The following is a 26,580-nucleotide window of genomic DNA, read 5'->3' as shown; positions in this document are numbered from 1 at the left end:
GAAACATCAGTCATTTTTTTACAAAAAATAAAGTTCTGTTAAACATTTAAACATGGCTGTTGATTTCCGCTGCAGGCACTCGCTTTCCGCGGGCGGTCCGGGAGCCTCCTCGGCGTGAAACGCCTGTGGGGTCTCCCTTAATAGAAAAGCGGAGGAGGGTGACTTTCAGATGTTCTTTTAAAAGAACTGTGATGAACATACTCTTTTAAAAGATCACATTACATAGAAAGTCAGACACCTGACAGGCATAAGACGAGCGGCGGTGAAAGGCGCTTTTTGCCTTTTGACGGCGATGGGCTTATGACCGAAGGTGTCAGTCCGGAACTGGACAATCCTCACTTTTCTGAGCAGGAGTCTCGCGCCTGCAGCGAAGATCAACATAGTGCCAATATCAGCATTGAGCTTTAACAGAGCCAAAAATAAAAGAAGGAGCCGCCCCTATATGTTTGACTCATCGGGACCGCTCCTGTTTGTATGAAGGAGCATTCCCTTCACAGAGTTAAAAAGACTTAGTGATTGTTTTCGTATGTTCTTTGAGGACATCTTCTTTTCCAGGCACCTCATGGTGATGGCGGCAGCGCGGCTCGTAAGCCTCAGAGGCTCCAACCATGATGACCGGATCATTGTAAGAGGCAGGCCTGCCATCAATCAGCCGTTGAGTTCTGCTTGCGGGTGAACCGCAGACAGCACATACAGCCTGAAGCTTTGTGACTGATTCAGCCAGAGACATGAGCATCGGCACAGGGCCAAAGGGCTCACCGCGGAAATCCTGATCGAGTCCTGCTAAAATGACATGATAGCCGCTGTCAGCAAGATGCTGGGCAACCTGAATAATTTCCTCATCAAAAAATTGAACCTCATCAATGGCGATTACATCTACATCCGGATGGATCTCCTTGAAAATGTCGGTTGATTTTGAAATAGGCTTTGCTGTGAAAGAAGAGCCATTATGAGAGACGACAGATTCTTCACTATATCGATTATCAATAGCAGGCTTGAAAACGATAATCCTTTGTTTGGCAAATTGTGCGCGGCGTACTCTTCTGATTAACTCCTCAGATTTCCCCGAGAACATGCTTCCGCAAATGAGTTCCATCCAGCCTGTTTGTTTCATTACATACATGAACTAGGCTCTCCCTTCCACACTTTGAATCTATATGTTAACAGTTATTATTTATAAGTTCAGCGGTAAAATAATCCTTACCATTACTATTCCCCGTCCCCCATGATTCATGAATGACGGGTTCATCATTGTAAAAATGAAAACCCGCCACCCCGGCGGGTTTCAATTATATTCAACTTCGTTATAGCCTAAATAGGCATAAAAACAGCAGAAATATGTAAATAAAGCCTTAAAAAAACAGGCAAGGAAAGTTCTTGCCTGTTTGTACATATTTTTGTTGATTATTTAATGCCGTATTTCTTGTTGAAACGGTCAACACGTCCGCCAGCTTCAGCGAATTTTTGACGTCCAGTGTAGAATGGATGACATTCTGAACAAGTTTCTACGCGGATATCATTTTTTACAGAACCAGTTTCAAAAGTATTACCACAAGCACATGTTACGGTAATTTTATTGTAGTTTGGATGAATTCCTGTTTTCATTCTTTTCATCTCCTTCCGCCCTGAGTCATACTGAAACAGAGTTTATTACGTTAGAATGCGGCTGGCCAATTGCCCGCCACATGTTTATTCAAAACACATTAGCTTTATTATAGCAAGGTATGATGTAATTTGCAAGAGTCTATCAAAAATTTACAATGAGCGTTTTGAAGAACCGTTTTGGTTTTTCTTCATTTCTTCATCTAAGACGCTGAAGAAGTCCTCATTGCTCTTAGTAGATTTGAGCTTGCGCAAGAATCTTTCTGCAAAATCAGGTGAATCGGACATTGATTTACGAATCGCCCATAATTTGTCCAAATGATTTTTAGGAATAAGAAGCTCTTCTTTACGTGTTCCAGACCGGCGGATATCGATGGCTGGGAAAATACGTTTTTCAGCAAGTGAGCGGTCCAGGTGAAGCTCTAAGTTGCCTGTACCTTTGAATTCTTCATAAATAACATCATCCATCCGGGATCCTGTATCTACAAGCGCAGTTGCTAAAATGGTTAAGCTTCCGCCTTCCTCAATATTACGTGCTGCTCCAAAGAATCGCTTCGGCCTATGGAAGGCCGCAGGATCAATACCACCGGACAATGTCCGGCCGCTTGGCGGGATTACAAGGTTGTAGGCACGGGCAAGACGGGTAATGCTGTCCATCAGGATAATTACATCCCGTTTATGCTCCACTAAACGCATCGCACGCTCTAATACCAATTCAGCCACTTTTATATGATTTTCAGGGACCTGATCAAATGTTGAACTTACAACATCACCGGCAACCGAACGTTCAATATCGGTTACTTCCTCAGGGCGCTCATCGATCAGGAGAACGATTAGCTCAGCCTCTGGATGGATCACTGTAATGGCATTGGCAATTTCTTTTAAAAGAATTGTTTTACCAGCTTTTGGAGGCGCAACAATCAATCCGCGCTGGCCAAAACCAACTGGAGCAATCAAGTCCATAATACGGGTAGAAAGATTCTTCTGGGTCGTTTCCAGCATCATCTGGCGGTCCGGATACAGAGGAGTCAATCCAGGGAAATGCACCCGTTCTTTCGCAGATTCGGGATCGTCGCCATTTACAGCCTCAACATGGAGCAAGCCGTAATATCTTTCATTTTCCTTTGGAGGGCGGACCTTACCTGAAACTTTGTCCCCGTTCCGAAGGTCAAAGCGGCGGATCTGTGATGCTGATATATATATATCTTCAGAGCTGGACGAATAATTGATCGGGCGCAGGAAGCCAAATCCTTCAGAAGGAATGATTTCTAATACGCCTTCCATGAACAACAGTCCATCTTGTTCAGCTCTCGCTTTTAGAATAGCAAAAATAAGCTCTTTCTTTGTCAATTTGCTATAGTAGGAAACTTTAAATTCGCGCGCTAATTCATAAAGCTCTTTAAGCTTCATCGTTTCTAATTTTGAAATTGTTAAATTCATTATGACACCACTCTTTTTAGATTAGCTAACACCAGGAAAGAAAATTGAAGGAAGGTTCTTTAACTTGGAGTAAGTTTGAAGAAATTTCACAGGATTAAAAACAAGCTTTATTTTACTTGCTTTAAAATAAATATTCAACTATTTTTGATTAGCTGAAAGATTCCAAAACCGTTAGAAGTTTCTGCTAATTCAAAAGCAGCAGGGATTGCTACGCTAGAGGGTTTCCAGCAGTTTCCTGACCCTATTATCAGCAGAAACTTATTCTTTTCTAGTATTCTGCTGGCAAAAGATTTTTTCCTGCTCCCGCTGTATGGGGATCGTGAGCCAGTTTACGACAATTACCGCGGACCTATTAAAATCAAGGAAGCGAGCGAAGCCGCCCGCTTATCCTTGTTTATCGAATAACTAGATTAGGTTTTTTGTTTAAGCTGTGGCGGCCGTCAATAAACCGGACCGTCCCTGATTTGGCGCGCATAACCAATGAATGAGTTTCTCCATAAAAACCTTTATACTGTACGCCGCGAAGCAGCTCGCCGTCTGTAACACCGGTAGCCGCAAAAATGGCGTCATCGCCTTTTACGAGATCTTCCATCCTAAGTACTTTATTGACATCTAAGCCCATTTTCAAACACCTGGCTAATTCTTCATCACTCTGAGGTAATAATTTCCCCTGAATTTCGCCGCCTAAACATTTTAATGCGACTGCTGCAAGAACTCCTTCCGGGGCTCCCCCAGATCCAAATAAAATATCTACACCAGTAGTGTCAAAGGCCGTGTTAATGGCACCTGCCACATCACCATCATTAATGAGCTTAATTCTTGCTCCTGCTTCTCTAAGCTGATTAATAATATCCTGATGGCGCGGCCTATTCAGCACAGTAGCAACCAAATCTTCAATATCCTTATTTTTGGCTTTGGCCACAGCTTTTAAGTTGTCCATAACAGAGGCATTAATATCGACCTGCCCGACAGCTTCAGGACCGACAGCGATCTTGTCCATATACATATCAGGTGCATGAAGCAGATTCCCGTGGTCTGCTACCGCTAAAACTGCCAGGGCATTCCAGCCTCCTGAAGCAACAATATTCGTTCCCTCAAGCGGGTCTACCGCGACATCGACTCTTGGCCCGTATCCAGTGCCAAGCTTTTCACCGATAAAGAGCATGGGAGCTTCATCCATTTCTCCTTCGCCGATTACAACAGTCCCTTTCATGGGCACGGTGTCAAAAACGTCACGCATAGCCGAAGTGGCCGCACCGTCTGCTTCGTCTTTCTTGCCTCTTCCCATCCACCTTGCAGATGCAAGGGCTGCTGCCTCAGTCACCCTGACTAGTTCCATCGATAAACTTCTTTCCACTGCGATTCCCCCTGCGTTACATCTATTATAGAATTTTAATTGTATAACACATTATACAATTAATTATAACACATTCAACGGAATCTGTATCCTCATTAAGAGCTTTTTAGCTGTTCTGCTTCTTCTGGTGTTAATTTTTCCCGCCAGATCGTGGCTCCAAGCCCGGTTAATTTTTCTTCTAACATACTGTAGCCTCTATCGATATGTTCAAGGCCTGTGATTTCTGTAATGCCTTCAGCCATAAGGCCGGCGATAACAAGAGCGGCCCCCGCACGCAGGTCGCTCGCTTTTACTTTAGCGCCCTGAAGCTGAACAGGACCCGTTACGATTGCTGAACGTCCTTCTACTTTAATATTGGCATTCATGCGCCTTAATTCATCAATATGCTTAAAGCGCGCGCCATAAATCGTATCCGTAACCACCGCGGAGCCTGCTGCCTTTGTAAGCAGAGTTGTAAATGGCTGCTGCAGGTCTGTTGGAAAACCTGGATATACCAGTGTTTTAATATCAACTGTCTTTAGCTTCGGTCCTGGAGCAACAAAGATCTGGTCATCGCCGGTTTCCACAGTTATTCCCATTTCTCTAAGTTTAGCAGTAAGTGATTCTAGATGCTGCGGAATAACATTATCAATTAAGATGCCATCGCCTGCAGCGGCGGCCAGAATCATGAAGGTCCCTGCTTCAATTCTGTCAGGAATAATAGTATGGCGGCAGCCGTGAAGGCTTTCAACTCCATCAATGCGGATAATATCCGTTCCTGCCCCTTTTATCCGCGCTCCCATATTTGTAAGAAGTGTCGCTACATCGATTATTTCCGGTTCTTTTGCTGCATTTTCAATCGTGGTGCGGCCTTTAGCAAGTACAGCTGCGAGCATGATGTTAATAGTTGCACCAACACTGACAACATCCAGATAAATTTTCGCGCCCCGAAGTTCATCAGCCCGCAGGTAAATGGCTCCCTGTTCGTTTGTGATTTGGGCACCAAGTGCTTCAAACCCTTTTATATGCTGATCAATGGGACGGGGACCTAAATGGCAGCCGCCAGGAAGCCCGATAACAGCTTTCTTGAAACGGCCAAGCATGGCTCCCATTAAATAATAAGAAGCACGCAGTTTCTTTACTCTTCCATTTGGAAGCGGCATAGAAACCATAGTAGAAGGATCTACGCTCATTTCATTATCTGAAAACGTGACGCTGCCTCCAATTTCCTCTAACAGCCCTTTTAATATTTCTACATCAGATATTTCAGGAAGACCTTCTATTGTAACCGGCGAATCTGCCAGAATGGTAGCTGGGATTAAGGCAACAGCACTATTTTTAGCTCCGCTCACTCTAATTGATCCTTTTAGTGGATAACCGCCAGCGATTTTTAGTTTTTCCATGGTTTAACTCCCTTCTATGCCAAAGCAGTAATTATTGCTGCAAAAGCGGCCTGTGTTGAGGTATATTTTTCCATACGAAACTTACATAAAACGACAGAATTCTTTATGGTCTAGTTTACACAAAAAACGAAAAATCATGTAACGAAAATATAAATATTTACCAAAAATTATAATTTACTCACAAGATCCGCCTCGAGCTTCGTTTTGAAATGAAATCACCAGGAAAGGAATAACACGGTTATAAATCAGGCTCTCTTCCTGCCCTTGAATAAGAGGGATTGTTACCAGCAAACATAACTAGTAAGAAAAGAGCTCTAAAGCTCAGACTGTATATACTCTTCATTCACTACATACAACAGTCTAAGCGAAATCAGTTTATTTTGAAAGCGTTTAAACGCTCTCTCTTGATTTCCAGTCAGCCAGGAATGCTTCAATTCCTTTATCTGTAAGCGGGTGATGGAATAATTGCATGAGAACTTTATATGGGATCGTTGCGATGTGAGCCCCTCTGATGGCTGCTTCTGTAACATGAAGAGGATGGCGGATGGATGCAGCAATGATTTCTGCCTCCAGACCATGAATATTGAATATATCAGCTATATCAGAAATTAACTGAAGCCCATCCTGGCCGATATCATCCAGGCGGCCTAAAAAAGGAGATACATAAGAAGCGCCGGCTCGAGCGGCTAATAGTGCCTGATTGGCATTGAAGATAAGAGTTACATTCGTTTTTATTCCCTGCTGGGATAAATGATGAACGGTTTTTAGGCCGTCGGGTGTCATGGGAACTTTGATTGTGATGTTAGGTGCAATGGCAGTTAGTTCCTCTGCTTCTTTAATCATGCCTTCTGAATCCAATGAAATAACTTCTGCACTTACTGAACCTTTTACCAGGCTCGTGATTTCTCTTAATCTTTCGTGAAAGGTGACATTCTTTTCCTTCGCTACCAGAGATGGATTGGTAGTCACACCAGATAACAGACCAAGAGCGTGAACTTCACGGATTTCTTCTATATTAGCAGTATCAATAAAGAATTTCATTGTATTCCCTCACTTTTTGTCGAAATTTTCAATCATATGACACCAAAAATAAAAAGGATAGAATCCTTGCTAAGTCTGCTTTATATGAAAAACCGAAACCACTGGATAGTGGTTTCGATTCTTGTCAAATTATGCCTGGTTGCTTGAACCGAATTCGCGCATTTTTCCGGCAACTGTTTCTTTTATTGCTTCGCGGCCTGGAACGATATATTTACGTGGATCATATACTTCCTGGTCTTTATTAAGTGCTTCACGAACCGCTTTCGTGAATGAAATTTGGTTCTCTGTGTTCACGTTAATTTTTGAAGTACCTAAAGAAATAGATTTTTGGATATCGTGAGTCGGGATCCCAGTTCCTCCGTGAAGAACTAATGGAATACCAGTTGAATCACGAACTTCTTCCATTTCTTTGAAGCCTAGGTTTGGTTCACCTTTGTATGGTCCGTGAACAGATCCTAGTGCTGGAGCAATGCAGTCAACGCCAGTACGCTTAACTAACTCTGCACACTCTTTTGGATCTGCATAGATAACACCTTCAGCTACTACATCGTCCTCTTGTCCGCCGACAACACCAAGTTCTGCTTCAACAGAAACACCTTTTGAATGAGCATATTCAACCACTTTAGTAGTAGTTTCAACATTCTCTTCAAATGGATGGTGTGAAGCATCGATCATTACTGATGTGAAACCAGCATCAATCGCTTCTTTACATTTTTCAAAGCTTGAACCGTGATCCAGATGGATAGCAACTGGAACGGTAATTTTCATATCTTCCAATAATCCTTTTACCATCATAACAGTAGTATAGAAACCACCCATATGGCGTGCTGCACCCTCGGATACACCAAGAATAACCGGAGATTTTTCCTGCTCAGCTGCTGCTAAAATGGCTTGTGTCCATTCTAGATTGTTAATATTATATTGGCCGACTGCATACTTACCTTCAAGTGCTTTGTTCAGCATTTCTTTCATAGAAACTAAAGGCATTTTGTTTCCTCCTTAAAAGTAGAACTATATATTACATGCAAATGCAGAGTTCCCTTCTAAAATTTTACCTTTAAAGAAAGGCTGCTATACGCTAAGAATTCAGAAGGGTTTTAAAAATCATTCTAAGCATATCAATTGATTGTGCAATGAGCAACAAATTAGCCATGCCCGTTCTACTAAATTTAAGGTTTTTTCTTGAAATGTGAACACTGCTAGAAAATTACAAATATTGATAGGGCTTACACTAATATATTTTCTCTTACAGCCTTTCGGATGTCATCAATATCGAATGGTTTAGCGAAATGAGTCAGCGCTCCGAGATCACGTGCTTCCTGAATCATATCCAGTTCTCCATAGGCCGTCATGATTATAATTCTAATGTTTTGGTCCATCTGCTTCATTCTTTTCAAGATCTCTATTCCATCCATCCCAGGAATCTTCATATCCAAAAGCACAAGGTCAGGCGGGTATTTTTTGACAATATCCAGTGCCTGAGGTCCATTAGCAGCCTGGAAGGTTTCATATCCTTCTCTTTGAAGAACTTCGTTTAAAAGTATACGTATACCAAATTGGTCATCCACAATCAGTACTCTTCTAGCCATTCCTTTTACCCCTTTTCTCTGTATAAATATCGCATAGGCGCCGGTAGTATATGTAAATATTTCCATAGTCTGCAGAGCATACCTTAATTATTTCGCCCTAATTCTTCAAAATTCCTGCAACAATGAGAGAGTTTTATAAAAAATAGCGCCTGATATGATACATTCTACTTCAGTATACAACTAGTGCGAAATATAAAGGGTTATGATATATAGGAAGATAGAGTCTATTTAAAGGGGTTTTATTCATGCTAAAAATATTTTCCACCCAGCTTACTGGGGTGTACAAAAAAATTATAGATCAAGAAGAATTTACAATGGAGGACGGAGCAAGGCTTTTGTGCCAGGCTGTTGTTAGTGAAGGAACGCTTTATCTCCAAGGATTTGGTGAAATGCAGGGAATTTTACACGAAGCAATTGATGGAGCTGAACCCCTCGCTTTTGTTAAGCCTTTTGTGAACATTTCAGACATTACGCCTGCTGACAGAGTGCTCGTTTTCACTAGATTTGCTGATGATCTGAAAGCCGTTTCCCTTGCAAAGGAGCTGCAGGCAAGAGATATATCCTTTGTTGCGGTCTCCGCTATCCAAAAAGACGGGACGAATGAACTTGCCGAACTCGCTGATGTACATATCGACACCAAGCTGACCAGAGCCCTCCTTCCTGACGAATCAGGCACAAGGTTCGGCTTCCCATCCCTCATGGCAGCCTTATTTGCCTACCACGGACTAAAATTTAACATCGAAGAAATTATCAAAGAGTATAACGAAGAATAGGGAAATAAAAAAAGCTGAACCAGGCGGTTCAGCTTTTTTCGTTTGGTATCCAGCTACAGCGCCTACTAGCCCCTCGAGGCCCATAAGCCGATCAGTCCATGGAAAGGAAAACCGCTTCTCACGGCCTGCTCGTCTTATGCTTTTCGGGGCTGACCAAGGCGCTTTCGCTTTTAAAGTTTCTCGCTAAATCTTAAAGATGCCTCTATAAAGTCGCGGAACAGCGGCTGCGGGCGTGTAGGTCTGGATGTGAATTCCGGGTGGAATTGGGATGCTACAAACCAAGGGTGGTCAGCAAGCTCGATAATTTCGATCAGGCGGCCATCTGGGCTTGTACCCGAGAAGATAAATCCGGCTTTTTCCATATCCTGACGGAATTGATTATTGAATTCGTAACGATGACGGTGGCGCTCATAGATCACTTCATCCTGATATGCTTCGAAAGCTCTCGTTCCTTCTGTCAGCTTAGCAGGATATAATCCTAGTCTTAGAGTTCCGCCTAGGTCTTCCACGTCTTTTTGTTCTGGAAGAAGGTCGATAATTGGGTATTTCGTTTCTGGATCAAGCTCTGAAGAATGAGCTCCTTCCAAATTAAGCACATTGCGGGCATATTCAACAGATGCCAGCTGCATTCCAAGGCAGATTCCGAAGAATGGCTTTTTGTTGATACGTGCATATTCAATGGCATGGATTTTTCCTTCGACACCGCGGTCGCCGAATCCGCCAGGAACTAATATTCCATCTGCTTCATCAAGCAATTCTGCCACATTATCTCTCGTTACAAGCTCTGCGTTAATCCATTTAATATCAATATCCGCATCAAACTGATAGCCTGCGTGCTTTAAAGCTTCCACCACAGAAATATAGGCATCCTGAAGCTCTACGTATTTACCTACAAGCGCAATTTTTGCAACCTTTGATAGGTTTGTTACTTTTTCTACAAGAGCTGTCCAGTCTGTCATTTCAGCTTCCTCGCAGTTTAATTTCAAGTGGTCGCAAACAATTTGATCCATATTCTGTTCCTGTAGGGTCAATGGAATGGAATATAGAGTTTCCGCATCACGAGCTTCTATAACTGCTTTTGTATCAATATCACAGAATAGGGCAATTTTATCCTTCATGTCCTGCGAAATCGCCATTTCTGTACGTACCACGATGATATTTGGCTGAATGCCTAAGCTGCGCAGTTCTTTTACGCTGTGCTGAGTTGGTTTTGTTTTCATTTCTCCAGCTGCTTTGATGTATGGAACAAGCGTACAATGAATGTACATAACATTGTCACGGCCGATATCACTCTTAATCTGGCGGATTGCTTCAAGGAATGGAAGTGACTCGATATCCCCTACTGTCCCGCCAATTTCAGTGATAACTACGTCCGCATTCGTTTCGCGGCCGGCACGGAACACACGCTCTTTAATTTCATTCGTGATATGGGGGATTACCTGTACAGTTCCGCCTAAATAGTCACCGCGGCGTTCTTTTTTCAGTACAGTAGAGTAAATCTTCCCTGTAGTCACGTTGCTGTGTTTTCCTAAATTTATATCGATAAAACGCTCATAATGGCCTAAGTCCAAATCTGTTTCGGCTCCGTCGTCAGTAACGAATACTTCACCATGCTGATACGGACTCATAGTTCCCGGGTCTACGTTAATGTATGGATCAAACTTTTGGATCGTTACACTTAGACCCCTGTTCTTTAAAAGTCTGCCTAATGACGCAGCTGTAATCCCTTTACCTAGAGAAGAAACTACACCGCCTGTTACGAAAATATACTTTGTCATCTGTTTACTTCCCCCTTCAAATCAATCTGACACATCAACTTTAAACCTCTTACTTCCGCGAAAAAAGGATACTTCCAAGAATAAAATGAATAATACCAGTTTCCATATGAGAGAAATCCTGAACGGACTTATAAGAAATTCAGCTTCTGTATTTAATGCTTCTATTATTACCAGCTAAGGTTGGCCCACATAAAAAACATTCTATGAAAAAGTTTGCCACAAACCAGAAAACTTATGATTTTTTTAGAAAAACCTAGTTTCTTCCGAGTCCTGCCGACTAATGTATAGGATGATTTTTCTATAAAGATTGACTGGTTTAAAATCTTTTGAAACGAACAATCATCCCGGAAAAATAAAAACGCTCCGCTTACAAATGTAAGGGAGCGGTATCGTCATTTCTTGTGCCCTTTTTTTAAGGAGCCCAAAAATGATTCTACAAATATCGATATAAAAAGTCAAGTTCTAATTAGAAATTAAAGCTTATCCTCTTCATCTTCATCATCGAGGTCCTCGTCTTCTTCCTCGTCAAGATCAGTCTCTTCCTCATCGATTATGAAGCCGCCTTCCTCAAGAGCTTCCTCAAGATCTTCTTCCTCGGCATCATCATCATCATCATCATCGTCATCCAGAAGATCATCATCTTCCTCAACAAGATCCTCTTCTTCTTCTTCAAAGTCATCCAGATCATCATAATCCAAATCTTCTTCTTCAATTTCATCAAAGTCTTCCAATTCTTCATCTGCTTTTTTCGCTTTTTTCTTCTTCGGTTTGGCAGCTGGAAGAACCTCGTCTTCAATTTGGTCTACAGGATACCAGGCTTTTAAGCCCCATCGGTTTTCACCAATTGATGTAAACCTGCCATCCACATTTAAGTCTGTGTAAAATTGGGATAATTTACTGTTCAATTCTTCTTTAGATAATCCTTGAAGGCGGCTGATCTCCTGCACCATTTCGGTAAATGGAACTGCCTGTTTTTGACTTGCCAAGTATTCATAAGCAAGCTCTAGCAGGGACATTTCTTGTAATTCTTCTTTAGAGTATTGGCTTAAACTCAACCCTCTGCACTTCCTTTCTATAATGGGGCACCATCAATATTTCTGCCTCAGGATAGGACAGAACTTTATATGTATGCTGCATTAGCTCTATGGCTATGATTAGAAAAACGGTTTACACTAAACCCCGCACAAGATTAAAGTACGGCCGTCAGTTTTCTCTGATCCTCGAGGATTATAAACTAAAATACGTTCCTATCAGGTAAAATGTTAGTTTGTGAAGCGATATTGCTAGACATATATAACATTATAAACAATATCCTTGAGTTTATGCTAGTTCAATCTTATAGATTCTCTGTGTTTTTCAAGTTTGTAATCCCTTTGAAGTATTCTCTTCTTACTTCCTTTCTTTTGCCTGTATGCATTGTAAAAACAGTAGTAAGAGAGCAAAAGAAAAGGGACCGCTCCAAGCTGCTTCTGATATAAGAATATGGTAAAAGCAGCAATCATACAAATTATAAACGCCTGCATCATCTTTTTCACATGCATTATACCACCTGCCTTTTATTTCTCCTCTTTCCCATAATACCCAAATTTTATGAAGGTCAGACCGTTTTTACCTAAAATACCCCCTGCCAAATCAGCCTTGGCAGGGGGTATCCTAAGCAGGGCCCCATTTGATAGTACCTGGTGCAGCCTGGTTTTAGTTACATATTTCTTCTATACTGCCCGCCAACCTCATAAAGGGCTTTCGTAATCTGTCCAAGACTTGCTGTTTTCACGGTTTCCATTAATTCAGCAAAGATATTGCCGCCGCTATAAGCAGCATTTTGCAGCCGTTCGAGCCCCTCATTAAGCTCTGATTTATGAAGCTCCTGAAATTTAATCAGATTACGGATCTGCTGTTCTTTTTCTTCTTTGGAGGCTCTCGCAAGCTCCATACTGTCCAATTCCTCTTCTGAAGGAGGATTAGGATTCAGGTACGTATTTACCCCGATGATCGGCAGTTCCCCTGAATGTTTTTTCATTTCGTAATACATGGACTCATCCTGGATTTTTCCACGCTGATACTGCGTTTCCATTGCGCCGAGAACTCCTCCCCGATCATTGAGGCGTTCAAATTCCTGAAGGACAGCATCCTCCACCAAATCCGTTAATTCTTCTATTATAAAAGAACCTTGAAGCGGATTTTCATTTTTTGCAAGGCCCAGTTCCTTTGTAATAATCATTTGGATGGCCATGGCCCTGCGGACTGAATCTTCCGTTGGAGTTGTAATGGCCTCATCATAGGCATTCGTATGAAGTGAGTTGCAATTATCCTGAAGAGCCATTAACGCCTGCAATGTAGTCCTGATATCATTAAAGTCGATTTCCTGAGCATGCAGAGAACGTCCGGAGGTTTGAATATGATATTTCAATTTCTGGCTCCGTTCATTTGCACCGTACTTATCTCTCATAACGGCGGCCCATATTCTTCTAGCCACCCTGCCGAGTACCGTATACTCAGGATCTAAGCCATTGGAAAAGAAAAACGACAGATTTGGTGCAAAATCATTAATATTCATGCCTCTGCTTAAATAGTACTCTACATACGTAAAACCATTCGCCAGCGTAAAGGCCAGCTGTGAAATCGGGTTAGCGCCTGCTTCGGCGATATGATAGCCCGAAATCGATACAGAATAATAGTTTCTTACTTTTTTCTCTATAAAAAATTCCTGAATATCCCCCATCAAACGAAGCGCAAATTCAGTAGAGAAAATGCATGTGTTCTGTCCCTGATCTTCTTTTAAAATATCGGCTTGCACGGTTCCTCTGACAGACTGGAAGGTAAATGCCTTCACTTGCTCATATTCCTCCTGAGTGAGCCTTCTTCCCAACTCTTCTTCTTTTTTAGCTGTCTGCTGTTCGATGGCCGTGTTTAGGTACATAGCCAGAATGATCGGTGCAGGACCATTGATGGTCATCGATACCGAAGTAGATGGATGGCATAGATCAAAGCCGTCATAAAGCTTTTTCATATCTTCGAGTGTACAAATGCTTACTCCGCTTTCTCCAACCTTGCCGTAAATGTCCGGCCGGTGATCCGGATCTTCTCCATATAACGTTACGGAATCGAAAGCTGTACTCAAGCGCTTAGCCTTATCATCCTTGGATAAATAGTGGAATCGGCGGTTCGTCCTTTCAGGGGTTCCTTCGCCGGCAAACTGACGTTTCGGATCTTCCCCTTCTCTTTTGAACGGGAACACTCCTGCTGTATAAGGGAAGAAGCCCGGCGCATTCTCTTTATACACCCATTTCAGAATTTCTCCATAATCCACATACTTCGGAAGGGAGACTTTAGGGATTAGAAGGCCAGATAGCGACTTAACCTTAAGCTCTGTCACAATTTCCTTGTCCCGGACTTTGCTGACGAATTGATCCCCAGCATATTTGCTTCTAAATTCATCCCAGCCGAAGATAATCCTTTTTGATTCTTCGGTCAGTTTGGTAAGTGTTTCTTCTCTTAATGCTTCAAGAGAAGAGAGAACTTCCCCATTCAATTCCTTCTCTTTTACAGCTGAAATTGCACCCTCCAGCTGGAACAGACGCCGGGCAATGTTTACTTGCTCTTCTGCCTTGGAGTGATAGTTTCTTACTGTCTCTGTTATTTCCCGCAAATAATAACGACGGTCATTTGGGATAATGATGTTTTGCTTTTTCACATCTGCTTCTTTTGAAAAACGAGTCACCCAGTTTTTTCCAGCTTTTTCATTGATTTTTTCAACAAGCGCTGCGAATAACGCATTTGTTCCCACATCATTAAACTGGCTCGCGATCGTCCCATATACAGGCATCTGGTCGATATCCTGGTCAAAAAGCATCCGGCTGCGCTGAAACTGCTTCTGCACCTGGCGCTTAGCATCCTCTGACCCTTTACGCTCAAACTTATTAATCACAATCAGGTCGGCAAAATCGATCATGTCGATCTTTTCTAGCTGAGAAGGGGCTCCAAATTCGCTTGTCATTACATACATCGAGAGATCCGTTACCTCTGTAATACTTGCATCACCCTGTCCGATCCCGCTTGTTTCGACAATGATTAAATCGAAACCGCCAGCTTTAACAACGGCAAGCGCATCTTTAAGAGCAAGAGAAATTTCACTACCAGAGTCTCTTGTAGCAAGACTTCTCATATACACTCTCGGATTAAAAATAGAATTCATCCTGATACGGTCGCCAAGTAATGCGCCGCCTGTTTTCCTCTTCGTCGGGTCTATGGATAAAATAGCAATTTTTTTCTCTGGAATTTCATTCAGAAAGCGTCTGATCAGCTCATCTGTCAGAGAGCTTTTTCCTGCTCCTCCAGTCCCCGTAATCCCGACAATCGGGATATTTTGTTCATGCTGCTTGACCTCATCAAGGATTTTTTCTGCAGCAGCAGCCACCTCATCCTGGATTCCCACTCTATTTTCTGCAAGGGTGATAAGCTGTGCAATCGTTCGATGGTCGCCTTCTTTCAGCAATTCCATCTTTTCAAGCAGATCTGAGGATGCGGTCGCAAAATCACATTCCTTGATCATCATATCAATCATTCCCTGAAGGCCGTACTTCCTGCCGTCTTCAGGCGAAAAGATCCAGGCAATTCCGTAATCATGCAGTTCCTTAATCTCCTTTGGAATAATTACTCCGCCTCCGCCGCCATAAATGCGGATGTGAGAAGCATTTTTTTCCTTTAGTAAATCGTACATATATTTAAAATACTCCACATGTCCGCCCTGATAAGAAGATATAGCAATTCCCTGAACATCCTCCTGGATTGCCGCATTTACAACTTCTTCAACGGACCGGTTGTGTCCTAGATGAATGACCTCTGCACCGCTGCCCTGTAATATACGCCTCATGATATTAATAGAGGCATCATGTCCGTCAAACAGACTCGATGCTGTCACAAACCGGATATGATGCTTTGGCTGATAGGTTTCTGTCATTGTTTTCTCTCCCCTCTTGTATTTCGCTCGTAAGCAATCCGTGAAAAAGCAGCTTGGTCTGGTGCTCCACATATTCCTCAAGAGTGAACATTTTTCGTAATGCCCATCTCCTAAAACTCCACATTTGTCCCTGGACAAAAATATTATGGGCAATCATCTTAATTTCTGGCTCTGTCAGATCCAGCTCTCCATTTTCTGTGCAAAGCTGAATAATCCGCTCAAACATCCCAACCATTTCCATCTCTTTTTTTAATACATATGGAAGGGCATCCCGTGTCAGCGACTTGACTTCCTGATACATGACCAGCACCTCGTCCTGCATATCATCCATTACTTTGAAAAAATTAAAGATGCCTAACCTCAGAGATTCCAGGTTTCCTTTTCTTGTATCAAGATCCTGCTGCAGCCGGTCCCGGACTTCCTCGTAAATATGGTCGCAGACAAGATAGAGAATATCTTCCTTTGTTCTTATATATTCATAGAGCGTGCCGATGCTGAACCCCGCAGCTTTTGCAATTTCCCTGGTGGTGGTGCGGTGAAAACCTTTTTCCTTAAACAGAGTAACGGCACCTTTAATCATTTCGTTTCTTCTTTTCAGAATGAGCCGCTCATCTTTAACCGTGGCGTGAACGTCCCTTTTCATGGTTACCCCGCCCTTTTTGCTTATTTCATAGGAATACCGTTTCCGTGATTGTTAAAAAGAACTTCCTTTTAGCTTAGAAAAGGGAAAGACATTGGTACAATATCCTTCCCCTTGCCCTTACTCTTTTGTAATCATTCTTGAGATGACCAGCTTTTGTATTTCTTGTGTACCTTCATAGATTTGTGTAATTTTCGCATCCCGCATATATCGTTCAACCGGATAATCCTTTGTATATCCATAACCGCCAAATACCTGTACAGCTTCTGTTGTAACTTTCATCGCTGCATCCCCGGCAAACAGCTTAGACATCGCCGATTCCTTGCCGTATGGCAGGCCTTCAGACTCCAGCCATGCTGCCTGGTAGGTTAAAAGTCTGGCCGCCTCCACCTGTGTTGCCATATCCGCAAGCTTAAAGCCAATACCCTGCTGCGCCGCAATCGGCTTGCCAAACTGCTGACGTTCTTTTGCATAGGCTACTGAAGCGTCTAAAGCTCCCTGAGCAATCCCTACAGCCTGTGCTGCTATTCCGTTTCTGCCGCCGTCAAGGGTCATCATGGCCACCTTAAAGCCTTCGCCTTCTTGACCAAGCAGGTTTTCCTTTGGAACTCTGCAGTCTTCAAAAATGATTTCTGTTGTCGGCGATGATCGAATTCCAAGCTTCTTCTCCTTCTTACCGACACTAAATCCTTCAAAGTCTTTTTCTACGATAAAGGCGCTTGTTCCTTTCTGCCTGGAGCTTGGATCTGTCAAAGCGAATACAACATACGTATCAGCGATGCCTCCATTTGTAATAAAGATCTTTGAGCCGTTTAGGATATAGTGATCACCGTCAAGTTTTGCAGTTGTTCTCATTCCGCCTGCATCTGATCCTGATCCTGGCTCCGTTAATCCGTAAGCGCCGATCTTTTTACCCTCTGCCATTGGACGAAGGTATTTCTGCTTTTGTTCCTCTGAACCGAATTTATAGATTGGCCAGCCAGCAAGGGATGTGTGAGCGGAAAGTGTTACTCCTGTCGAAGCGCATACCCGTGAAAGCTCTTCAACCGCAATACAATAAGCCAGATAATCGCTGCCAATGCCGCCGTATTCTTCAGGCCAAGGAATTCCTGTCAGTCCAAGCTCAGCCATCTTATCGAAAATTTCACGGTCAAACCGCTCTTCTTCATCACGTTCAGCCGCAGTGGGAGCTACTTCATTCTTAGCAAAGTCGCGGACCATTTTTCTAATCATTTCATGTTCTTCTGTTAGTTTAAATTGCATAATAATCCCCCAGCATTCAGTTAGTCGTTTTATAGCTCCTTGCTGATGACAATTCGCTGAATTTCACTTGTTCCCTCATAAATTTCTGTTATTTTAGCATCCCGGAAATACCGCTCTACCGGATATTCCTCTGAATAACCGTAGCCGCCGAAAATCTGGACTGCTTCTATTGCTGTGTCCATCGCCGTCCTTGATGCCGTAAGCTTTGCCATCGATGCTTCTTTTTTGCATGGTATGCCTTCAGACCTTAGGAAGGCTGCCCGGTACAGCAGCATTCTTGATGCTTCGATATTGGTGGCCATTTCAGCAAGCTTAAAGGCTATTCCCTGCTGAGCGGCAATAGGCTTGCCGAACTGATGTCTCTCTTTGGCATAATTCACTGCATGAGCAAAGGCCCCTTCTGCAATGCCGAGAGCCTGAGCGGCAATTCCGATGCGCCCAGCCTCCAGATTTGCCAATGCAACCTTCATGCCCTGATCCTCTTCACCTAAGACATTTTCTGCTGGAATCCGCATATCTTCAAAGGTCAGCGACACAGTCTGGGATCCGTGAAGGCCCATTTTGTGCTCGTTTTTTCCGATGATAAGTCCTGGAGTATCTTTTTCTATAATAAAAGCTGTGATTCCCTTTGAACCCTTTTCCGGACTGGTCGAAGCAAAGGTAATATACGTATCTGCTTCTCCGCCATTCGTAATGAAAATCTTGGAGCCATTCAAGATATAGTGGTCCTTGTCTCTTACTGCCCTGGTTTTTAAACTGCCTGCATCTGAACCTGCGGAAGGTTCAGTCAGTGCAAAGGCTCCAAGATATTCTCCTGTGGCAAGCTTTGGAATGTATTTATTCTTTTGCTCTTCCGTACCAAAGTACAGAATAGGATTCGTTCCGACCGATGTATGAACCGACAGAATGACGCCGATAGTTGCACTGACCCTGGATATTTCATTTACAGCGATAATATAAGAAATGTAGTCCATTTCGGATCCATTATATTTTTCAGGGATGGGAATTCCCATCAGCCCTAACCCGCCCATTTTCTTAATAATATCTCTTGGAAAATGACCCTGCTCCATCTTTTCTACAAACGGGACAATTTCAGATTGCGCAAAATCACGAACCATCTTCCGCATCATTTCTTGTTCTTCCGTAAAACGAAAATTCATGCTGGCTCCTCCTGGAGTTCGTTCTTTTTTAAAACTTACATTTATTATTTTCAGCCCATTAAGGTGATTCTTAGGAAATCATTTAGAAAGAACCCTGCAGCCTGAGCCTTCTTCATTACGTGTAGCTGTAAAAGCCTCTGCCCGACTTCCTGCCAAGCCAGCCTGCCTTGACATACTTTCTTAGAAGCGGACATGGGCGGTATTTGTCATCTCCGAAGCCCTCGTGGAGTGTTTCCATAATATAAAGACATGTATCCAGACCAATGAAATCAGCAAGAGTTAACGGTCCCATCGGGTGGTTCATTCCCAGCTTCATCACTTCATCTATTGCTTCCTTTGATGCTACTCCCTCATACAGCGTATAAATCGCTTCATTGATCATCGGCATGAGAATCCGGTTGGATACGAAGCCAGGGAAATCGTTCACTTCGACTGGCACTTTATTCAGCGCCTTCGCCATGTCTTCAACGGTTTGATATACCTCATCAGCTGTAGCCAGCCCTCTGATGATTTCGACCAGCTTCATAACAGGCACGGGGTTCATAAAGTGCATCCCAATCACTTTTTCCGGCCTATTAGTTGCCGCAGCGATTTCGGTGATAGGAAGTGATGACGTATTGGTTGCTAAAATGGTGTCTTCTGGACAAATGTTATCCAGTTCAGCAAATAGCTCCTTCTTGATTTTCATATTCTCAACGGCTGCTTCTATTACTAAGTCTACGTTTTTAGCATTTTGGAGGTCCGAGGATTTCTGGATTCTTTGAACCGTCTCTTCCATCTTTTCCTGAGTGAGTTTTCCTTTATTTATCTGCCTGCTCAGGTTCTTGTTAATCGTGCTGATGCCCCGCTCTACAAACTCCTCTTTTAAATCATGCAAAATGACAGAATATCCGCTCATCGCGCAGACCTGGGCGATCCCAGAACCCATCTGTCCCGCACCGATGACCATTACCTTTTGAATTCCCATCTGTATCACGCCTCTCTTGCAATCTGGAAATCTCTTACGCTTCTTTAGGCACCTCTACCATAATGGCATCTCCCTGGCCGCTTCCAGAACAAATCGCAGCCACACCAATTCCGCCGCCACGGCGCTTTAGCTCATGAATTAATGTGATAATCACCCTGCCGCCGCTTGCACCAATAGGATGGCCCAGTGCCACTGCCCCGCCATTCACATTTACTTTCTCATGATCAAGCCCTGCGATTTTACTGCTGGCAAGAGAAACCGCTGCAAATGCTTCGTTTATTTCAAACAAATCAATTTCTTCCACTGATTTTTTGGTCTTCTTCAAAATTTCATTAATTACAAGGCCCGGAGTTTTTGGAAAGTCTTTAGCTTCAACCGCCACTTCCGCATGGCCAATGATATAGGCCATCGGTGTTCTGCCTTCTTTTTCTGCGCGTTCCTCGCTCATAAGCACAAGCGCTGCTGCACCGTCATTCACACCGGGGGCATTGCCAGCTGTAATCGTCCCATCAGCCCCAAAAGCAGGTTTCAGCTTCGCTAAGATCTCTACGGACGTATCTTTTCTTGGGGATTCATCATCTGCTATCACAATAGGTTCACCTTTACGCTGTGGTACCTCAACTGGAATAATCTCTTCTGCAAAAATTCCCTTTTCAATCGCGTTAATGGCCCGCTGATGGCTTCTGAATGCCCATTGATCCTGATCTTCCCGAGAAATCTCCAGATCCACAGCCGCGCTGTTTCCATATGTCCCCATATGCGCACCGGTAAAGCTGCAGCTTAACCCATCGTGAATCATTAAGTCCTTCATCGGAGAATCGCCCATTCTAAGGCCCCATCTGGCTTTTGGCATAAAATATGGTGCATTGCTCATGGACTCCATTCCGCCAGCAACAATGACCTCTTCATCACCTGAACGGATAATCTGGTCTGCCAGGGTAACGCTTCTCATACCAGATGCACATACCTTGTTAATCGTTTCCGTTTTAATGCTCCACGAGAGACCTGCATGACGTGCTGCCTGGCGCGAAGGCACCTGTCCCTGTCCTCCCTGCAAAACCGTTCCCATAATGACTTCATCCACAGAATCAGGTGAAATGCCGGCTCTGTTAATAGCCTCCTTGATCACCTTGCCGCCAAGTTCAGAAGCCGTGAAGCTGCTCAGCCCGCCGCCAAATTTACCAAAAGGAGTTCTAACCCCGCTGACGATCACTGTTCTTCTCATTTAAATTCCTCCTATATTTGCATTTTTTTTGTGTTATCTTTTGCGGTGCTGCTTTGCTGACTGAACGCTCGCTCAAGGCAAGCCCAAAAAAATAAATAGATTATGTAAGCGCTTTACATACATATCTTAACTGATTTGGCTGGATATTCAAAATATTTTATCAACTATTAGTAAAAAAATGAATGTGATGGATAACGGAAGTGTGTTGAATTTTATACGGTGGAGCTGCTGAAATTAATTGCGCCGTTTTTGAAAATAATTACTTCTTATACGGAATTAATTGCTTCGTATAATAAAATAATTGCCCGCTATACGGAAATAATTGCGTCGTTAGGTAAATCTGTTAAAAGATATGCGGCCGTTTTTGCTTAACTTGATCTTGCCTTTGAATGGATTGTGGTTTACATAAGAAGATTGCGCCAAATCATTATATTTGCATCGCTTTGGCATTTATTAAGGATAGGCGCTCTTTTCCAGGTTAGCGGCTAGTGCCAGGTCCCAACCAAAGCTTATATGAGCGGTTATCGAAATTTTATGAGCGGATTATTAAAATGAATGAGCCGCTATTGAAAATATTTTTGCTGTAATTAAAAATTTATGAGCACACACTCGACAGTGCTCCCAGCAGTGAGCTGCACACACTAGCAAAAGTAAAAGCTGCCTGAATGTATTCCGTCATCGGCATTGATCCAGGCAGCTTTTCACAATTGGTTAATTATTATGCGACAGTAGTTTGTTCACCGATAATGGATTTTTCGAGAAGCTCAGCTACGTCGTAGGTTTTTACATCATCTTCTACTTCTTTGGCTTTAGTGCCGTCTGTGATCATGGTTAAACAGTAAGGACATCCTGAGCTGATAACTGATGGGTTCACGGCAAGCGCCTGCTCTGTGCGGGCTACGTTTATTCTGTGGCCTGTTTCTTCTTCCATCCACATTAAGCCGCCACCGGCGCCGCAGCACATTCCATTTTCACGGTTTCGTTCCATTTCTACCAGTTTGACACCCGGAATCGCGCGCAAAATATCGCGCGGTGCGTCATAGACCTCGTTGTATCTTCCCAGGTAGCAGGAATCATGGAAGGTGATCGTTTCATTTACTTCTTTTGTTGGAACCAGTCTGCCTTCTTTTACAAGCTTGGCAAGTAATTCTGTATGATGATAAACCTCTGCCTTCAAGCCAAAGTCAGGGTACTCATTTTTGAAAATGTTATAGGCATGAGGGTCAATGGTTACGATTTTCGCAACTTCATTTTTCTCAAATTCTTCAATATTTTTTGTCGCAAGCTCTTGGAATAAGAATTCGTTTCCAAGTCTTCTCGGAGTATCACCGGAGTTCTTTTCTTTGTTGCCAAGAATGGCGAACTTCACTCCTGCCTCATTTAGAAGTTTCGCAAATGACAGCGCAATTTTTTGGCTTCGGTTGTCATAAGATCCCATAGAGCCAACCCAGAATAAATATTCAAATTCTTCGCCTGCTTTTTTCACTTCTTTCACGGTTGGGATGGATACATCCTCGCGTGCTTCACGCCAGTCTTCGCGCTCTTTGCGGTTTAATCCCCACGGATTTCCCTGGCGTTCGATATTGGTCATGGCTCTTTGTGCATCGGGATTCATTTTCCCTTCTGTAAGAACCAGATAGCGGCGCATATCGATAATTTTATCTACATGCTCGTTCATAACCGGACATTGGTCTTCACAGTTACGGCAGGTTGTACAAGCCCAAAGCTCCTCTTCCGTGATTACTTCACCAACTAAAGCTGGATTGTATTCAACTGCTGCAGCCGCTTCTTTCGCTCCCTGGGTAGCGCTTGCAAGAGCAAGCTGATTTCCCTGAGTATTGGCAAACGCCAATGTTGGAACCCAAGGCTGCCTTGAGGTGATGGCTGCGCCTTTATTTGTCAAATGATCTCTCATTTTTAAAATAATATCCATTGGCGAGAGCATTTTTCCAGTCCCAGTAGCCGGACACATATTTGTACATCTTCCACATTCTACACATGCGTACAAATCAATCAGCTGAAGCTGGGTAAAATCTTCAATTTTTCCCGCTCCAAAGGATTCCTGAGTTTCATCCTCAAAGTCTACCGCTCTTAGTTTTCCAGGTGTAGTTGTCCGGTTAAAGTAAGTATTCGCCGGCCCGGCAATCAAGTGAGCATGTTTGGACTGCGGTACATATACCAGGAATGCGAGCAGGAAGAGCAAATGAATCCACCAGGCAATATAAAACACCGTAATGGCTCCTGTTTTGCCAATCCAGCCAAAAGCACCTGCAGCCAGTGATGCAATGGGTTCAGTCCACGTTCCCTCTTCGCCATGCCAGATTAAGGACATGCCATTACCAAGCAGAACCGAAAGCATTAATCCGCCGATGAATAGTAGAACAAGTCCGGATTTAAACCCTCTTTTCAAGCGCACAAGCTTTTCAATATAACGTCGGTAGAAAGCCCAGACTACGGCAACCAAAATCATTAGAGTTACAATCTCCTGGAAGAAAGTAAAACCTGGATATAAGGGTCCAAGCGGCAGATGAGCGCCTGGTATCAAACCTTTGATGATGAAATCTATCGCTCCAAACTGCACAAGGATAAAGCCGTAGAAAAACATAACATGAATGATACCGCTCTTTTTATCCTTCAACAGTTTCTTCTGTCCGAAGACGTTGACCCAGACTTTATGAAGCCTCTCTTTCACATTGCTGTCAAATTCCTCTTTTTTTCCGAGCTTTATATACGCGACTCTCGTTTTGATCAAATACACAAAAAGGCTTATCGCGTAAGCGGTTACAGCAAGGAATGCAACAAGGTTGATCCATAGTAAAATATTCACTGGTGTTTCCCCTTTCTCTGAGACGACAGAAGAGTATAATTTTTCTGAATTTATTCTTAGTTCCATTATATAATGAATGAGCATTCAGTCAACTGTTTTCTATTACCGACACTCCGCGTTTTATTTCCGCTTCTACCCTTTTCTCATCATACTTTAAATCCTTTTGTGCCACACTAAAATAATCGGATACCCAGAAAAAGGAGGAGAATTCCATGAAATTAATTTTATATGTAATTCTCGCTTTACTCCTCTTGGTGCTGTGGATTTGGATCGATTTTAAATTAGGACGCATGAAACATTTAAAACATGCACATCGAAGGGATTTCCCTTTTCGTTACAGTGATATCAAACTTTTTACGGATGGGGTCAGCTTATTTAAGGATATGTTTTCTGATATTAGATCTGCAGAACTTCACATTCACATCCTTTTTTATATTGTAAAAGAAGATCACTTCAGCAAGGAATTTCTAACCCTGCTCAAAGAAAAAGCAGCCCAGGGTGTACAAGTCCGCCTTCTTCTGGACTGGATGGGCAGTTTTGGCTTAAAAAAGAAAACGATCCGCGGATTGAGAAAGCAGGGTATTGAAATTTCGTTCTGCCAGGCTCCAAAGCTTCCTTATTTGTTTTATTCATCCCAGGAGCGGAATCATCGCAAAATAACCGTCATTGATGGAAAAACCGCTTACCTGGGAGGGTTCAATATCGGAAAAGAATATATCAATGAAGACAAAAAGCTTTCTCCCTGGAGAGATTATCACTTAAAAATTTCCGGCGAAGGAGTACGCGATCTTCAGGAGGAATTTCTGGAGGATTGGTTTGAGGCAACCGGGAAAGATTACCGCAAAACCGATTTGTTTCACCTGAAACCTGAAAAGGGCAAATGCAAGCATCTTATTGTTCCCTGTGAAGGGGTCTTTCTAGAAGAAAGATATGCAAAGCTTATCAGGATGGCAAGGAAAAAAATTGTGATTGGCACACCCTATTTTATTCCGAGTAAATTACTTATTTCCGAGCTTATAAAGGCATTAGAAAAAGGAATCGATTTAACAGTTATCGTACCCGGAAGAGCGGATCATCCTTTTGTCAAAGAGGCCTCTTACAAGTATTTTCGCCAGCTTGTCCCAAAAGGTGCCAAGGTATTTCAATTTCAGAATGGCTTTTATCATCCTAAGATTATTTTGATAGATAATCAGCTATGTGATGTAGGGACTTCGAATTTTGATAAAAGGAGCTTATTTTTAAATCATGAACTAAACTGTTATATCTATGATTCTGGCTGTATAAACCAGCTTGAAAAGGCTTTAGAAAATGACCTGCAAAATTCAACCGCATTAGATTTGGAGCATATTTCAACGTTTAATCCTGTCAGAACGGCAAAAGAGTGGATCGCCTCTTCTATTTCTCATTTCTTATAAGCAAAAGCTTTGTTTAGGCACTGGTTGAAATGGCTATGTACAAGTATCAATGCATTAAAGGAGCCGCCTATGAAAATCAGATTTGGCTATGTTTCTACCGCCCTCAATTTATGGGAAGCTTCCCCTTCCAGGACTGTCACATTTAAAAGATATGGACAATTAGGAAAAGAAGAGGGCGACAGGAGACTCTTAGAAATTACCCGGGAAAATATAAGAAATACACTGCGGATCATCCATTACAATATAGCCCATGAAATAGAGGTATACCGATTCTCCAGCTCGCTGGTTCCATTAGCCACCCATCCGGAAATTATGTGGGATTTTATAAGTCCCTTTAAAGACGAATGGAAGCAGCTGGGCAGCATCATTAAGGATCATAACCTGCGTGTGAGTTTCCATCCGAGCCAGTATACCCTTTTCACCGGCGTAAGAGAGGAACTCACCGTTAATTCTGTTAAGGATATGGTTTACCACTATCAAATGCTCGAAGCAATGGGTGTCCAGCATAATTCCAATATTAATATTCACGTTGGCGGAGCCTACGGTGATAAACCCACCAGCATAATAAGATTTCATGAAAATTTAAATAAGCTTCCCGTTCATATTAAAAAGGTTATGACTTTAGAAAACGATGATAAAACCTATACAGCCCAGGAAACACTGGCCGTATGCGAAAAGGAAGATATACCGCTCGCCTTTGACTACCATCACCATATGGCAAATCCTTCTGAAATGCCGCTTGAAGATATTCTCTCTAGAGTTTACCAGACCTGGGAGCGGACTAAACGCGTACCTAAAATCCATATCTCCTCTCCAAAGAACGAAAAGGATTACCGGCATCATGCTGATTATGTTGACCTGGACTTCATCATGCCCCTTCTCAAAACCTTGAAAGAAATGGATCTGGACGCGGATTTCATGATAGAGGCGAAGACAAAGGACAAAGCTCTTCTACAGCTTGTAGAGGATGTGTCTAAAATTCGCGGAATTAAACGCATAAGCGGAGGAAGTATAAAATGGTAAGTGCTGTATGAACAAAAACACTAGGCAGACATACACAAGGAACAATTTAAGTGGCGTGTATTTGTTTTAAGAGGATTTTCATGATTTTAAGAGCGTTTTTCCTAAGAGGATTTCCTCTTCCGCCGAGCCCATATTGCA

At 42.8% G+C, this 26,580-nt stretch carries 20 protein-coding genes; 3 read left to right on the top strand and 17 right to left on the bottom strand.

Annotated features, from left to right (window positions below):
* Positions 1-499 precede the first annotated feature (499 nt).
* The 8 genes from JOC77_RS00320 to JOC77_RS00285 all read right to left on the bottom strand — a co-directional run bounded on the left by JOC77_RS00320 (position 500) and on the right by JOC77_RS00285 (position 8,411).
* Positions 500-1,123, bottom strand: a complete 624-nt coding sequence (locus JOC77_RS00320; protein WP_204537355.1) for a thymidine kinase — start codon at positions 1,121-1,123, stop codon at positions 500-502.
* Positions 1,124-1,404: 281 nt separating this feature from the next.
* On the bottom strand, positions 1,405-1,605 hold the full coding sequence (gene rpmE / locus JOC77_RS00315; protein WP_101639729.1) for a 50S ribosomal protein L31: 201 nt from the start codon (positions 1,603-1,605) through the stop codon (positions 1,405-1,407).
* Between the two features lie 150 nt (positions 1,606-1,755).
* Positions 1,756-3,042, bottom strand: a complete 1,287-nt coding sequence (rho, locus tag JOC77_RS00310; protein WP_204537354.1) for a transcription termination factor Rho — start codon at positions 3,040-3,042, stop codon at positions 1,756-1,758.
* A gap of 394 nt (positions 3,043-3,436) precedes the next feature.
* Positions 3,437-4,399: a class II fructose-bisphosphatase gene (gene glpX, locus JOC77_RS00305; protein WP_204537353.1), complete on the bottom strand. Its 963-nt coding sequence runs from the start codon at positions 4,397-4,399 to the stop codon at positions 3,437-3,439.
* Between the two features lie 95 nt (positions 4,400-4,494).
* Positions 4,495-5,781 carry a UDP-N-acetylglucosamine 1-carboxyvinyltransferase gene (locus JOC77_RS00300; protein WP_204537352.1) on the bottom strand — a complete coding sequence of 429 codons (1,287 nt, stop codon included), beginning with the start codon at positions 5,779-5,781 and terminating at the stop codon, positions 4,495-4,497.
* A 390-nt stretch (positions 5,782-6,171) separates the two neighbouring features.
* The gene (gene fsa, locus JOC77_RS00295) at positions 6,172-6,822 is read right to left on the bottom strand and encodes a fructose-6-phosphate aldolase (protein ID WP_204537351.1); all 651 of its coding nucleotides are present in this window, start codon (positions 6,820-6,822) and stop codon (positions 6,172-6,174) included.
* A gap of 129 nt (positions 6,823-6,951) precedes the next feature.
* Positions 6,952-7,809, bottom strand: coding sequence for a class II fructose-bisphosphate aldolase (locus JOC77_RS00290; protein WP_204537350.1), 858 nt, complete (start codon positions 7,807-7,809; stop codon positions 6,952-6,954).
* Positions 7,810-8,048: 239 nt separating this feature from the next.
* A complete protein-coding gene (locus JOC77_RS00285; RefSeq protein ID WP_204537349.1) occupies positions 8,049-8,411 on the bottom strand; it encodes a response regulator in 363 nt (120 codons plus the stop codon).
* Positions 8,412-8,656: 245 nt separating this feature from the next.
* On the opposite strand from JOC77_RS00285, the gene JOC77_RS00280 reads away from it, so the two are divergent.
* The gene (locus JOC77_RS00280) at positions 8,657-9,184 is read left to right on the top strand and encodes a DUF2529 domain-containing protein (protein ID WP_204537348.1); all 528 of its coding nucleotides are present in this window, start codon (positions 8,657-8,659) and stop codon (positions 9,182-9,184) included.
* A gap of 170 nt (positions 9,185-9,354) precedes the next feature.
* Here JOC77_RS00280 and JOC77_RS00275 read toward each other — a convergent pair whose 3' ends face one another.
* From JOC77_RS00275 to JOC77_RS00235, 9 genes are all read right to left on the bottom strand, one after another.
* A complete protein-coding gene (locus tag JOC77_RS00275; RefSeq protein WP_204537347.1) occupies positions 9,355-10,962 on the bottom strand; it encodes a CTP synthase in 1,608 nt (535 codons plus the stop codon).
* A 473-nt stretch (positions 10,963-11,435) separates the two neighbouring features.
* On the bottom strand, positions 11,436-12,017 hold the full coding sequence (gene rpoE, locus JOC77_RS00270) for a DNA-directed RNA polymerase subunit delta (protein ID WP_204537346.1): 582 nt from the start codon (positions 12,015-12,017) through the stop codon (positions 11,436-11,438).
* Positions 12,018-12,661: 644 nt separating this feature from the next.
* Positions 12,662-15,922, bottom strand: coding sequence for a fused isobutyryl-CoA mutase/GTPase IcmF (icmF, locus tag JOC77_RS00265; protein ID WP_204537345.1), 3,261 nt, complete (start codon positions 15,920-15,922; stop codon positions 12,662-12,664).
* Positions 15,861-16,565, bottom strand: coding sequence for a TetR/AcrR family transcriptional regulator (locus JOC77_RS00260; RefSeq protein WP_204537344.1), 705 nt, complete (start codon positions 16,563-16,565; stop codon positions 15,861-15,863). Before JOC77_RS00260 ends, icmF begins: the two co-directional genes overlap by 62 nt.
* 117 nt (positions 16,566-16,682) lie before the next feature.
* Positions 16,683-17,825, bottom strand: coding sequence for an acyl-CoA dehydrogenase (locus tag JOC77_RS00255; RefSeq protein WP_204537343.1), 1,143 nt, complete (start codon positions 17,823-17,825; stop codon positions 16,683-16,685).
* A 29-nt stretch (positions 17,826-17,854) separates the two neighbouring features.
* A complete protein-coding gene (locus JOC77_RS00250) occupies positions 17,855-18,985 on the bottom strand; it encodes an acyl-CoA dehydrogenase (protein ID WP_204537342.1) in 1,131 nt (376 codons plus the stop codon).
* 115 nt (positions 18,986-19,100) lie between these two features.
* Entirely contained in the window at positions 19,101-19,952 is an 852-nt protein-coding gene (locus JOC77_RS00245) for a 3-hydroxybutyryl-CoA dehydrogenase (RefSeq protein ID WP_204537341.1), read from the bottom strand.
* Between the two features lie 34 nt (positions 19,953-19,986).
* Positions 19,987-21,177, bottom strand: a complete 1,191-nt coding sequence (locus JOC77_RS00240; protein ID WP_204537340.1) for an acetyl-CoA C-acetyltransferase — start codon at positions 21,175-21,177, stop codon at positions 19,987-19,989.
* A 718-nt stretch (positions 21,178-21,895) separates the two neighbouring features.
* Complete coding sequence (locus JOC77_RS00235; protein ID WP_204537339.1) at positions 21,896-24,004, bottom strand: heterodisulfide reductase-related iron-sulfur binding cluster; 2,109 nt, start codon at positions 24,002-24,004, stop codon at positions 21,896-21,898.
* Between the two features lie 212 nt (positions 24,005-24,216).
* On the opposite strand from JOC77_RS00235, the gene cls reads away from it, so the two are divergent.
* On the top strand, positions 24,217-25,419 hold the full coding sequence (gene cls / locus JOC77_RS00230; RefSeq protein ID WP_204537338.1) for a cardiolipin synthase: 1,203 nt from the start codon (positions 24,217-24,219) through the stop codon (positions 25,417-25,419).
* A gap of 69 nt (positions 25,420-25,488) precedes the next feature.
* Positions 25,489-26,442: a UV DNA damage repair endonuclease UvsE gene (gene uvsE, locus JOC77_RS00225; RefSeq protein WP_204537337.1), complete on the top strand. Its 954-nt coding sequence runs from the start codon at positions 25,489-25,491 to the stop codon at positions 26,440-26,442.
* Positions 26,443-26,580 lie beyond the last annotated feature (138 nt).

The sequence above is a fragment of the Peribacillus deserti genome (assembly GCF_016909175.1).
Classification (GTDB): Bacteria; Bacillota; Bacilli; order Bacillales; family DSM-1321; genus Paraperibacillus; species Paraperibacillus deserti.
Note: the sequence above shows the minus strand (reverse complement) of the source record. Positions and strands in the feature narration are given on the sequence as shown.

Coding starts and splice junctions, on each gene's coding strand:
- JOC77_RS00250 (WP_204537342.1), bottom strand. CDS start 18,985: ATGAATTTTCGTTTTACGGAAGAACAAGAAATGATGCGGAAGATGGTT.
- JOC77_RS00275 (WP_204537347.1), bottom strand. CDS start 10,962: ATGACAAAGTATATTTTCGTAACAGGCGGTGTAGTTTCTTCTCTAGGT.
- JOC77_RS00285 (WP_204537349.1), bottom strand. CDS start 8,411: ATGGCTAGAAGAGTACTGATTGTGGATGACCAATTTGGTATACGTATA.
- cls (WP_204537338.1), top strand. CDS start 24,217: ATGAAATTAATTTTATATGTAATTCTCGCTTTACTCCTCTTGGTGCTG.
- JOC77_RS00280 (WP_204537348.1), top strand. CDS start 8,657: ATGCTAAAAATATTTTCCACCCAGCTTACTGGGGTGTACAAAAAAATT.
- fsa (WP_204537351.1), bottom strand. CDS start 6,822: ATGAAATTCTTTATTGATACTGCTAATATAGAAGAAATCCGTGAAGTT.
- icmF (WP_204537345.1), bottom strand. CDS start 15,922: ATGACAGAAACCTATCAGCCAAAGCATCATATCCGGTTTGTGACAGCA.
- JOC77_RS00290 (WP_204537350.1), bottom strand. CDS start 7,809: ATGCCTTTAGTTTCTATGAAAGAAATGCTGAACAAAGCACTTGAAGGT.
- rpmE (WP_101639729.1), bottom strand. CDS start 1,605: ATGAAAACAGGAATTCATCCAAACTACAATAAAATTACCGTAACATGT.
- JOC77_RS00260 (WP_204537344.1), bottom strand. CDS start 16,565: ATGAAAAGGGACGTTCACGCCACGGTTAAAGATGAGCGGCTCATTCTG.
- JOC77_RS00240 (WP_204537340.1), bottom strand. CDS start 21,177: ATGAGAAGAACAGTGATCGTCAGCGGGGTTAGAACTCCTTTTGGTAAA.
- JOC77_RS00300 (WP_204537352.1), bottom strand. CDS start 5,781: ATGGAAAAACTAAAAATCGCTGGCGGTTATCCACTAAAAGGATCAATT.
- JOC77_RS00255 (WP_204537343.1), bottom strand. CDS start 17,825: ATGCAATTTAAACTAACAGAAGAACATGAAATGATTAGAAAAATGGTC.
- JOC77_RS00245 (WP_204537341.1), bottom strand. CDS start 19,952: ATGGGAATTCAAAAGGTAATGGTCATCGGTGCGGGACAGATGGGTTCT.
- JOC77_RS00320 (WP_204537355.1), bottom strand. CDS start 1,123: ATGTATGTAATGAAACAAACAGGCTGGATGGAACTCATTTGCGGAAGC.
- rho (WP_204537354.1), bottom strand. CDS start 3,042: ATGAATTTAACAATTTCAAAATTAGAAACGATGAAGCTTAAAGAGCTT.
- uvsE (WP_204537337.1), top strand. CDS start 25,489: ATGAAAATCAGATTTGGCTATGTTTCTACCGCCCTCAATTTATGGGAA.